This window comes from Kordia sp., assembly GCF_045105435.1.
Taxonomy (GTDB): domain Bacteria; phylum Bacteroidota; class Bacteroidia; order Flavobacteriales; family Flavobacteriaceae; genus Kordia.
This window is the reverse complement of record NZ_JBGCDL010000047.1, coordinates 22,914-35,370: the sequence shown is the minus strand read 5'-3', so window position 1 is coordinate 35,370 and position 12,457 is coordinate 22,914. Positions and strand designations below refer to the sequence as shown.

Annotated in this window: 10 protein-coding genes; 9 read left to right on the top strand and 1 reads right to left on the bottom strand. The window is 33.6% G+C overall.

Annotated features, from left to right (window positions below):
* Positions 1 to 79: 79 nt before the first annotated feature.
* Entirely contained in the window at positions 80 to 2,116 is a 2,037-nt protein-coding gene (locus AB8B65_RS02165) for a NosD domain-containing protein (RefSeq protein ID WP_405299160.1), read from the bottom strand.
* 337 nt (positions 2,117 to 2,453) lie between these two features.
* On the opposite strand from AB8B65_RS02165, the gene AB8B65_RS02160 reads away from it, so the two are divergent.
* The 9 genes from AB8B65_RS02160 to AB8B65_RS02120 all read left to right on the top strand — a co-directional run bounded on the left by AB8B65_RS02160 (position 2,454) and on the right by AB8B65_RS02120 (position 12,457).
* On the top strand, positions 2,454 to 3,014 hold the full coding sequence (locus tag AB8B65_RS02160; protein ID WP_405299159.1) for a hypothetical protein: 561 nt from the start codon (positions 2,454 to 2,456) through the stop codon (positions 3,012 to 3,014).
* 169 nt (positions 3,015 to 3,183) lie between these two features.
* On the top strand, positions 3,184 to 4,263 hold the full coding sequence (locus AB8B65_RS02155) for a hypothetical protein (RefSeq protein WP_405299158.1): 1,080 nt from the start codon (positions 3,184 to 3,186) through the stop codon (positions 4,261 to 4,263).
* Positions 4,264 to 4,337: 74 nt separating this feature from the next.
* Positions 4,338 to 5,588, top strand: a complete 1,251-nt coding sequence (locus tag AB8B65_RS02150; RefSeq protein ID WP_405299156.1) for an O-antigen ligase family protein — start codon at positions 4,338 to 4,340, stop codon at positions 5,586 to 5,588.
* A gap of 18 nt (positions 5,589 to 5,606) precedes the next feature.
* Complete coding sequence (locus AB8B65_RS02145) at positions 5,607 to 6,152, top strand: acyltransferase (protein ID WP_405299155.1); 546 nt, start codon at positions 5,607 to 5,609, stop codon at positions 6,150 to 6,152.
* Positions 6,145 to 7,341, top strand: coding sequence for a hypothetical protein (locus AB8B65_RS02140; RefSeq protein ID WP_405299154.1), 1,197 nt, complete (start codon positions 6,145 to 6,147; stop codon positions 7,339 to 7,341). Before AB8B65_RS02145 ends, AB8B65_RS02140 begins: the two co-directional genes overlap by 8 nt.
* Positions 7,328 to 8,461, top strand: a complete 1,134-nt coding sequence (locus AB8B65_RS02135) for a hypothetical protein (RefSeq protein WP_405299153.1) — start codon at positions 7,328 to 7,330, stop codon at positions 8,459 to 8,461. Before AB8B65_RS02140 ends, AB8B65_RS02135 begins: the two co-directional genes overlap by 14 nt.
* Positions 8,439 to 8,975, top strand: a complete 537-nt coding sequence (locus AB8B65_RS02130) for an acyltransferase (protein WP_405299152.1) — start codon at positions 8,439 to 8,441, stop codon at positions 8,973 to 8,975. Before AB8B65_RS02135 ends, AB8B65_RS02130 begins: the two co-directional genes overlap by 23 nt.
* A 9-nt stretch (positions 8,976 to 8,984) precedes the next feature.
* A complete protein-coding gene (locus AB8B65_RS02125) occupies positions 8,985 to 10,334 on the top strand; it encodes an O-antigen polymerase (protein ID WP_405299151.1) in 1,350 nt (449 codons plus the stop codon).
* Entirely contained in the window at positions 10,331 to 12,457 is a 2,127-nt protein-coding gene (locus AB8B65_RS02120) for a bi-domain-containing oxidoreductase (RefSeq protein WP_405299150.1), read from the top strand. Before AB8B65_RS02125 ends, AB8B65_RS02120 begins: the two co-directional genes overlap by 4 nt.

The window sequence follows — 12,457 nt, the reverse complement described above, 5'->3', positions numbered from 1 at the left end:
TGCGAAACCGAATCAAGTTCGGTTTGACGAAATTATGACTTTTTAGACAGCCTCTTTTGTTTTTATGATACTTTAAAAATTAAATTAAAGGTTCCCAACGTAAAGACACTACTCTTTTTACGATTTTGTTTTCACGTTCAATATCGATAACATCAGGTCTTTCATTTAATCGTATTGAAACATTATCAGGCAAATCATCTTGAAGCGTAATGGTGGCTGTATTTCCATCGACAGTTACAGCACTAATTTTTGTCCAATGTACACTGTAATCATCTAGCATAACACCGATAATGTCGTCTTGTTGTATAGAAGTCAAGTCATCATTAATAATATATTTATAATTACTATTAGTGAGATTTTCATCTAAAAATGATGTTTGATTCCCTGGAATACCAGTTCTAACAGCTACTTCTATAATATTGTTAGGATCATTAATAAGATTAACATCTTTCTTTACAAAAAGTTCTATTCTATGACTTACATACCATTCTTTGGTTGCCGATGTAGAAGCAAAAGTCAAATTATTTCTTAATCGTGCTCCTAATGGATAATCTGCTTTCAGTGGAAAGGTATGTGAACTGTACGTGTCTACAATCTGTGTGGCTTTCATTTTATTATAAACAGTTCCCCAAAAATGTGTACTGGTATGGTTATGTCCTACTTTTACATTGAATGGTGTTTTTTGATATGCACCTTCAATACCAGAAGTATTATCAGCAGATCCACTTTCTCCTGATTGTTGTACTACAACACCATATTGCTGAGTAGGAACTCCAGGTGAGTTATATGGCCTATTTTCATCAATTAGACTATTGACATTGACTAAGGACCTTTGCACACTTGAACTTGTAAAGAAAAAGTTTCCTTCTACCAATACATTAAAACTATCACCTTCTACACGAATACCACCATAAGGGTTAGTTGCGTACAATCCATCTCTTGTCAATTCATTATCACGACAAATATTTCCAATAACATTAACATTTGTAGAGTCAAAAATAGAAATTCCACAAGAGTTGTTTCTATCGGCAGTATTATTAGAAATGATAGCAAAATGGCAACGCTCAATAGCAAAGCCTAAATCTCCTGAATTACGAACTCTGTTGCCTGTACATGTTAACCGTTCCACATCTTTTAAACTATACAAATCTCCTGAACCTCCATCAAAAAAACCATAATCAGGTCCTTCTGCAATATTATTTTCAATGACTACATTTTCATGATGCAATTGTACAGTTTCAGATGCTTTACAGGTGATATTGATAGCGCCATTACCAATTGGTTTACTACCAACATCGTAGCCATTAAAGAAAGCTCTTCCATCTGCTAGTCTTGTAATGACTGAATTTTCAATTTCAGAAGCAGCTCTCCCGATTTCCATGTAGTTGCCTGTAATCCATAAATTTTCAGTACGTTCGCCATTGGCACTGCTTCCAGAAATTCTAATAGGATTGTTATCTAAAGTATTATTGAAAACATTGTCTCGTAGGTATACATTTTTGTTTGAACCACTTACAGATATGCCAAGAGATCCATTAGAAAATTCACAATTTTTAACGGTAAATTCATTCGTGTTTTTAGCTGTAATAAAGGCTGGAGATGATGTTACAGAAGCTTTAAAAGTAACATCTCTAAATTCACAGTTTTGAATAGTTATATTTTCACTAAAAATGCTACCATCTGAATTTTCTCTTATTGCAATTGCCACTTTTGTTCCAACATCTACTGGGTCATTCGGAGGATCAACAATAGTAGTTTCAGTTCCTTCAAATACTAGACCATCGACTGTAACATTTTTTACACCAAAGCATCTAAACATAGTGGAAGCCGTTTCTAAGTCTCTAATAACAGTATTTCCAGCAGATCTTATAGTTAAATTGTCCTTTAAGTCAATAAGACTGTTGATGCCAATAGTTACATTAGGAGGTAAAATTAACGTTCCTCCTCCCAATGTTTCTATTTCATCAAGGATGTCATCTAAACTTGAAGTATCATCTATAATGCCATCTGCAACAATAGTTCTAGTTAAACTAGTTCCATTTCCTGTTGGAACAGTATATTCATAACCAGTAATGACATTATTAGTATCATACTGTATTTCATAATCGAAAACCATAATTTGTTTTGTTTTAAAAAATTAATTAAAAAATGTAGCGTTTCTAGAATGGCTACTTGTAAGAATAGCTTGACCAAAACTATTTTAGAATACAAATTTAGGGAATAAAAACATTAAAAATAACTGATTATCAATGTGTTAACTGCAACTACGGGAGAAAAAAATAAGTAAAAAATGTATGTAATATTTCCAAAATTTAGAAGAATACAAGTATTTTTTTACTTAAAATTATCCGTAAAACCGTGATTACTATTAACTAAGAAAAAAAGAAATTTCCATAAACAAATAATCATTGTATATTTGGAGATTCAAATTCAAAAAATCGAAAATAAATAATATGAAGAAAATAATCTTACTTTTTGCTTTAATGGCTTTCGTTGCGTGTAAAGATGAAAAGAAAACAGGGAAAACAGATCCTGCGAAAGAAACACCAGTTGCAAAAGAAAAAGAAAAAGAGGTAGTTCCTGCGTATCCTGCAATTCAAAAGTTTGATCAGGAATTAAGATTTATCCATGATGAGTTACATGTTTTTGACGAAGAAATTAGTGTAGAAGAAGTTGCTGTTGTACCAGGAAAAGAAAAAGACACGTACAACTTTGTTTTTTACTTTAGTGATGAAACAAACTACGAAAAACTAGAAAACTATTATTTGGCATTAATGCTATATCCAGAAGACCCAAGTACTATTGAGAAAGAGAGCGATAGAAAAAGAGGTTTGACAACTAAAAGTGTAAAATGCGAATTAGTACAAGATGGAAAATCAGTAGCTTTAGTATTGCCAGACTTCAAAATTCTTGGAAAGAAAATGAAAAGCGGAAAAGCATACTTATACAAGCCAGGTGGTGGTATTTTAAACCCAGGAAGACCTAAGTTAATCATCAAAGAGTTTTCTCTTTAATATAGTTACCGCATCGTTACAATGTATGTATTGATGCTACAGATTATATAAAAATCAACGAATGAAAAGCAATACCGCGAAAATTATATCCTCGAATAGTATTTTAATTTTCGCGGTATTGCTTTTCTTTTTGAACTTTGTTTCAAAATTATGCAAAGAAGTATTCGCTATGGATGCTTCGTTTTATCCAAGTACCGTTTTAAAAATTGCAGCAGTTGTATTATTAGGAATCTACTTTGTATTGCATCTGCGGAATACCAAATTGGCAACATACATATACATTCTTGTCGGTATTTTTGTCATCGATTTCATCATCAAAGTATACAACCAAGAAGCTTTTGCAGTACTTACTAGCAGAAGCTATTATTTTTTAAAACTCATTTTCTTCTTTTTATTGTTATTAGCGCTGAAAGACTTTAAAAAAGAACACCTAGAAAAAACGATCAACGCACTTTTTCTCATTGCGCAAATCAATCTCATCTTTATTGTGATTGGTTTTTTATTCAAAATAGATATCTTTAAATCCTATCCGTATACCATTCGCTTTGGGTTTAACGGAATCATTTCCGAGCCAGGAATAAGTAGTTATTTTTACATGCTACTAGCAATTATAGCATACTTGAAATACGTATACAAAAAAGGCAGTCTTGTAAACTTATTATTCATGTGTATTGGTGTCTTTTTTCTTGGCACAAAATCTGGATTGTTATTTCTTGCCATCATAGCATTTATTCACATTCTCATCCTTTTAAAAAAGAATGTATATCGAATTTCGTTTGTCGCAGCATTAATCATCTCATTTGTTGTTTTAAAAGATAAAATCATTTCGCTTGCTATCAATTCGTTCAGTTTTGGACCGTATATCTACGAAAAACATGGACTTATTACATTTATTACCTCCAAAAGAGATTTACTCCTAGAAGACGCCATCGTCTACATGAAACAAAATTGGAATGTGGGAAACTATCTTATTGGCGGAATGGATTTAAAAGCACACAGAGTAGAATTTGAATTTGTAGACATTTTCATGTTTCTAGGAATCATAGGACTGTTTGTACATATTTTGATGCTAAAAAAAGTATTCTTCCACAAAAAACAAGACTGGTTATATACCGTGTTTTTTATAACAATATTATTAATTAGTAGCTTAGGAGGAAATTTATTCTTCTCTATCACCAACGCCTTCTGTTTTGCAGTCGTTTTTTCATATCTCAAAGGAATCAATACAACTAAAGAAGTGCTTCAATAATAAACAAGACTTAACTCATTGTGTATTTTTACGCATGATGACAGCATAAAAACGAGTCTGAAAAATAGTAATTTATGAACATAGCAATTACAAACTCATTAAAAGAAAAATCAATAAACCAGTACATAATTTACATTGCCTGTGCTTTTGTATTTTGTATCAATGTGAGTGAAAAAATATCGACAATCTTACTCATTCTGTTTTTTGCAGGAAGCTTGGTGAATATCAAGAAATTTTCGCTGGCGCAATTCAAAAAAGTAAGCGTCATCTTTGTGCTATTCTTTGTGTTTTTAATTATAAATCTCTTTGTTGAAGAAGACTTTCTATTCAAAACCATTGAAAAAAAGCTCTCACTACTCATACTGCCCATTGCTTTTGCCATTGTATATGTTGATAAAAAAGCGCTCTATCAAGTCTGTTTGTGGTTCATATACGGCGTCATTTTTGCCTGTTTGCTAAACTTACTAGAACCTTTTGTAAACGATTTTAATTGGACAACCTTTGAATTTGCTGAGGTAAAACAAAAAGTATTCTTCAAAAATCATAATTGGCTCAATCACTTTTACTCGCTACACTTTCCAAATTTCTTAGATAGATCCTATTATTCCATCTACCTAAACTTTGCCATTGCCGTAGTTTGGTATTTACTAGATTGGAAAATGAAGCACAAAATAGCAGCCATACTATTCTTCTTAATTCACATCTTCTTATCAAACAGTTTAATCGGTCTTTTAGGCTTAGGTGTCCTTTTTGTAGTATTTGTAGTGAGTCTTCGTAAAACATACTTACTTCTATTAATCCCTGTACTAATTGGAGTTGTATTGCTATTTTCACCAAGACTTCGTGAATATATTGCTGAATTTTGGCTTTACCTTACGGAACCGGATAAAATCCCTGGAGATTTCCTTGGAAACCGTTGGAGAATGTGGACATCATCCATAGAACTCATCAAAGAAGCGCCATGGTTTGGTTACGGAAAAGAAGGCTTTGACGTGGCTTTTAACGACGTATTACACAAAAACGTAGGTTGGAGTCGTTACTTGCTTACCCAAGTAGGATTCAATGCGCACAACCAATACATGCAGTTTTGGGGCGAAATAGGAATACTAGGAGTTATCATCTATATCATAGCATTCATCCGTTTCATTGTGCAAGCAATAAAAAATAAATTGAACGTTAAATTCCTAAAACTGACTTTCATATTACTAATAATTCTGTTTTCTTTTTCTGAAACTGTGATTAATAGATACATAGGAATTTCCTTTTTTACATTTTTTTACTGTTTTTTTCAAGTGAATTCGAGCTTGGATACAGAAAATTGTTAATTTTGTCAAAAATCTAAAATGTTAAAAAATAACATTCTCCTAAAAATAGGAATCCTAGTAATGAAAAACATGGACATATTCCAAGTTCCAGTATTACGGGATATTCGATGGTTTTATTATAGAAAATATTACGGAGCTCCAAAACTATATGTAGATAGTGGCGTGGACATTTCATCAGCACACAGAAATGAAAATGCTTCTTTTGAAGGAACCGGTAAAATAAACCTCGGAAAAGGAGTATACATTGACTATTCTGGCGGTGTAAAAATTGGACATGCAGTAGCAGTATCTGCCGGCGCAAAAATTTTTACACACAACCATGATATCAATGGCAAATTTAAAAACTGGCAAAAAAACGGAATCACATATTCTAGTATTGTCATCGAAGACTATGCATGGATTGGTGCAAATGCACTCATCATGCCTTCTGTAAAAACAATTGGAGAAGGAAGTATCATTGGTTCGGGAGCAGTCGTAACCAAAAGTACAGAGCCGTACGGAATATATGTTGGAAATCCAGCAAAAAAAATAGCAGATAGAAAGGTAAGCGAATTAAATGAATAGAATAATAGCTATTTTGCCTTCATTGGGATTGTATGGATTAGGATTGGCAAGTTTTTTTTTCTTGGATATCTACATCTCTACAAACTATGATTCAGACTTTATAAGTCAATGGGCATTTTATAAATCAAGTATATTTATCCTTGGTGGATTTTGTATTTTAGGATTCGATCAAGTAATGGTACGCGTTCCGCAACTACATTACTTCATCAAAAAGAAATTCTTCTTCCAATCACTCTTAATAAGCATCATTGGAACCTCGTTAGTTTGGTTTTTCTATCCACTAAAAAACGTAGTACTATTTTTTATCACCTTGAATCTATTTTCGATGGTGATTTTCCTTTCGGGAATTTTTAGAGCAAATCAAAAATTTACCATTGCACAACTGGCAACAAACGGTTGGAAAATAGTCATCACAGCGGCATTTTTTATCGTAGTCGAAAAAAGTATGCTCAACCTATTGGCAATGAGTTTAGGACTCATATTCATCATTCTCATATTTCTTTACTATCAGAACTATAAAAAAGCACCTTCTGGTGATGCAGTACTAAAATACGACGATCACAGAAAAACAGGAATTGCATTCTTTTTGCACAACATGACTTTAACGAGTGCCGTTTATGGAGAGCAATTCATCATCAACCTGTACGGAAACGAATACATTTCGTCCGAGTTGTTTATGTATTTCGCCTACTTCAGTCCAATCATACTAAGTGCCAACGGATTCATAGGTTTTATCATTGGTCCCAAACTAAGAGCTAAAAAAACAGTCACTACTGCCGATTACAGATCGCTTCAACTAAAACTAGTATTATATGCCATTGTCATGGCGATCATATCTTTTGTAGCGGGCGTATTTTTACTATACAAATTCAAAGGAACATCGTTTGATGAGGTAAACATCGTACTGGCAATAATTGTATTGTCTTGTTGTATGATTCGAACCGTATATACAGCATCTTCACTATACTTAGGTGTCTTCGGAAGCAACTCGTTCTTATACAAAACAGCAGGGTTAAACTGGGCTGTGCTCATAACATACATTACACTCATACTCATAGGATTAATAAGTAAAATAGAAGTAGATACACTAATCATAGTAATTGCTATCTTCACAACATTGCATTGGCTGGCAAGACTAATCATATCGCATAGCTACGCAGTAAACGTTTTTAAAGATGAAAAACATTAAAATAGTTGCACCACTTTCGTCACTATCTGAAAGAACTAGACTATACAAACTAACACTTTTTTTGCACGACACGTTAGGATATAAAAATATCAAACATGTTGGTTGGGAAAGAATACCAGGAGAAAGCGAAGAAAAAAGATTCGACTTTAAAATAGAAAAGAAAATCATCCTAAAAGGTGGTGGTTACGGAACCAGAAAAGTAAAAGGACTTTATTTTTTATGGCTGATAAAAACATTCTTCTACTGTTTTAAATTTGGGAAGAATGATATCGTTTGGGCATTAGGTTTTGAAAGTGCTTTTCCAGCAATGCTAGCGTCCAAAATAAAAGGCTTCAAAGTAGTGTTTGATGATGCAGATCGCTTCTCAATGATCTTCAAATTTCCTTCACTTATAGAAAAAATAATACGCTTTCTTGAAAAGCGAACATCACGAAATGTTCACTTTCATGTAGTACCAGGATCTGAACGGTATAATTTTGAATCTAAAAAATTCTACGTACTAAAAAATACGCCGAGTGAAAGCCAAATAGAAAAAGCCAAAGAAATCAGTAAGAATTTAGAAAAACCTGCTAACTTTGTCATCAATATAAACGGATGGTTAGGTGCTGGTAGAGGAATGAATGAGGCACTACAATTGGTAAATAGTTTAGACAACGACGATATAAAAATACTCCTCATTGGAAAGTTAGATTGTGATGCCGCTGATGAATTAGCAAAACACAAAAACGTACTATACAGAGGAAAATTGTCGAATGCGGAAACATTAGCAAATTACTTCCTATCTGACTTAGTATTAACTTATTACGATCCAAAATTGGAAATAAACCAATATGCGGAATCAAACAAATGGGGAGATGCTATAAAAACGGGAATAGGAATTATTGTAAATGAAGAGGTGAAATCTGCAAAATTTATCAAAGAAAATAACCTCGGAGTTATAGTGCCATACAATGATATTGATGCATTAGTAAAAGAAATAAAAAATCTATTTGCAAATCCATCTAAACTATCAGAATTAAAAGAAAACGCAAGGCAATATTCGAATATTATGCCATTTTATGAAGATCAGTTGATACAACTCTTTAAAAAAATAAACAATGAAGAAGAAGAAGCCAGGTAAAATAGAAAAAGCATATACTTTTTTATTAGTAAAATTAATAGGGAATTTTAGACCCAGAAGAGCAACCAATATGCAATACAAGTTCTTCAAAAAATATGGAATGAAATTCAACGGAAAGCCAAACTATATTTCTTCTAAAATTTGGTTTGATGGTACCGACTATTCATTAATCTCTATCGGAAAAGAAGTAACAATGTCTAGTTACATTCGCGTGTTAACACACGATTGGTCTCCACACACCATAGCAAAAGCATTTGACATTCCACAAGAAAAACCATTAGGAATCTTAAGTACTATTGAAATTGGCGACTTTTCATTCGTAGGAACAGGAACCATACTTATGCCAGGTTGCAAAATTGGAAAAGGATGCATCATTGGTGCAGGAACTGTAGTACGAGGAAACATTCCTGACTTTAGCATATACATCGGAAGTCCAGGAAAAATAGTAGGTGATTCAAGAAAATATTTAAAATCTAAATTTCCAGAAGTAGACGTACCTGGATTTAACGAGTAGAGACACAGCGTGATTATACTATTAGCAATATTATTAATCTTTGTCTTAGGCTTTACCGCCTATTTCATTATCCAAAGAGGGGTTGGAGCCATTTACTCAAATCCACTCGTTTTGGCTACACTTTTCTTTGCTATAATTCACCTCTTGTTACCGTTAATGCAGATAAATGCTGATTACTACAGGTATCAAGAAGAATACAGTACAATTACCATATTAATATCCATCATACTTGTTGTCGTTGGGCAATTAATATACATGGTCTTTTTCTCAAGATTCAAATTAGATTACTATCAAGTATTTAAAGACGTAAAAGGAAGAAACAGAGAGCTCAACAGAATTATCAATATCAACATCTTGATCTTTTTAGTAGGAGCATACTTTGCATACAACAACCTATCTGGAATTTTATCTATTGGTGTTACCGAATACCTAAGAGATCGTATCAGTCACGGGCAAGGAAAAGGAATACAAATACTATTTGCACACTGGACCTACCTTTCTGCGTTTATATTCATCTTCTGTTACTTCTTGTCAACTAAGAAAAAAATAAAACGAAAAGCACTTTTCTTTACCATCATATCTACCGCGCTAAGTATTACATATTACACCTTAAACAGTAACAGAAACTCAATATTTACCATGTTACTTATTATTGGTGGTGCTTGGATTATCAATAATAGAATGTTGAATACCAAGCTTAGCAAAAAGCAAGCAAAAATAATAGGTTCCATCTTTTTGGCGCTTATCTTTGCCTTTACATTATTTTTTAATATCGGAAAAGAACGATATGCTTTGTACGCATCACGACACAAAGAATTTGAATACTCCTTAGTAAAATCGCTAAACGGAGCCTTCGGAAATCACGAAAACATTTTGTGGCTTCTTGAAAACAAGCATGAAAAACTATGGGGACAAACCTATGTGGCAGGATTTACAAATCCTATTCCAAGAAGTTTGTGGCCCAATAAACCGCTTGGAGCTGGACCAAAACTAAAAAATATGATTGATCCAGGTAGTTATGTAATAGGTGGCGAAAGAAACTCATCACTAACTACAGGATATTTTACTGAGTTGCAAATGAATTATGGCGTGGTTGGAATGATTATCTTTCCAGTAGCCATTGCAATTTTTGTAGGATTCTTGCTGCGGAGACTAAACCGATCAAAATATATCATTGTAAGAATAACATCGTTCTTTACGGCAATTATGTTTGCTACAATGTTTTACTATGCTGAATTTCTTGGGTTTTACTCAAGATTCTTTATATCATTAATACCGTTTTTACTCATATACTTCTTAACGAGTATACGACTAAAACTAAAAAAAACGAATACTAAATTAAATACAATATCTTCATGAAACAAATATTACAGTCTTTTAAAACTGGAGTTACTGACTTAGCAGAATTACCCGCTCCAAAGGTAAAAGCAGGCCAAGTACTCATTCAAACGACTAGAAGTTTAGTTTCACTTGGAACTGAGCGAATGCTAGTTGAATTTGGTAAAGCTTCCCTAATCCAAAAGGCAAGACAACAACCAGACAAAGTGAAAATGGTATTGGATAAAATTAAATCAGAAGGTTTAATGCCAACACTAGAAGCTGTTTTTAGCAAACTAGAACAACCATTACCACTTGGATATTGTAATGTAGGTAAAGTAATAGAAGTTGGTGCTGGAGTTGATGACTTTAAAGTAGGCGACCGAGTTGTTTCTAACGGACAACATGCCGAATTTGTTTCAATCCCTAAAAATTTAGTAGCACATATTCCAGACAATATCAGTGACGAAGAAGCTGTATTTACAGTAATTGGAGCCATTGGATTGCAAGGAATTCGTTTAGTAAAACCAACACTAGGAGAAACAATTGTAGTCATTGGTTTAGGATTGGTAGGTTTACTAACAGCAGAAATGTTAGTAGCAAACGGTTGTAATGTAATTGGGTACGATCTTGATGATAACAAAGTAGCCATTGCAAACAGCAAAGGAATCCAAGCTTTCAATCCTGCAAAAGGAAACAATCCTGTAAATGTAGTGATGAATGCTACCAACCAAGTTGGAGCAGATGCAGTAATTATTACCGCTTCAGCTAAAACAAATGCAATCATCAAAGATGCGGCAAACATGAGCCGTAAAAGAGGTAGAATTGTATTGGTAGGAATCATAGGACTTAACATTGCACGTCCAGACTTCTACGAAAAAGAATTAAGTTTCCAAGTATCTTGTTCGTACGGACCAGGTAGATATGACGATGAATACGAAATAAATGGTACCGATTATCCATTGCCATTTGTACGTTGGACAGAAAAACGAAACTTTGAAGCTGTATTAAAACTCATCTCTACAGGAAAACTACAAGTAGAAGAATTAATATCAGAAGTAGTCGATTTAGAAGACTTTGACAAAATCTATGGCGACATAGGAAGTTCAAAATCTATTGCATCGATCATAAAATACAAAGAAGGAGAAAAGTCATTATCAAGAAAAGTAAAAGTTCACGAAAAATCATTCGCAGCTTCTAAAAGTACCGTTGGAATTATTGGCGCTGGAAACTTTGCAAAAATGACATTACTTCCTGCACTTAAAGGTTCTGCCGCTGATCTTAAATACATTTCATCTTCTGGTGGTGTAAACGGAACAGAACTCGCTAAAAAACACAACATCGCATACAGCGTTACAGAAAACAAAGAAATGTTGACAGATGATGAGGTAAACATGGTAATGATTACCACGCGTCCAAATCATCACGTACCAATGGTGTTAGAAACACTAAAACACAACAAGCATGTATTTGTTGAAAAACCATTGGCAATCAATCCAGAAGGACTACAAGCCGTAATGGATGCGTACTATGCAAAAGACAATAAAAACTCGATTACAGTTGGGTTCAATAGACGTTTTTCGCCACACATTGAAAAAATGAAAAGCTTGGTAGGGAACAATGTATTAAACGTTGTGGCTACCATGAACGCAGGACACATTCCGTACGAAATGTGGTTTCACGATATGGATGTAAACGGTGGGCGAATCATTGCAGAAGGTGTACATTACATTGATTTAATCTCGTACCTAACGGGAAGCAAAGTAAAATCGGTAATGATGAACGCTATGGGAGAAAATCCAGCTGAAAACACTGACAACGCTAGTATTCTATTAAAATATGAAAACGGTTCTACAGGTGTCGTAAACTATTTCTCTAACGGAGCAAAAAGCTACTCTAAAGAACGTTTAGAAGTATACTTCAACGAAAGTACACTTATCATGGATAACTTCAGGCAAACCAAAGGATACAACATCAAAGGGTTTAAAAAGATGAAGACGAAGCTAAACAAGGGACACAAAAATCAATTCAACAAACTAATGACGTTCTTAAAAGAAGGTGGAGATCCAATCATGCCTTTTGAAGATGTAGTAAACGCTACCAAAGCTAGTTTTGCAGCAATAGAAAGTTTAAAAACAAAGCAGTGGGTCGATGTGACTGAATAA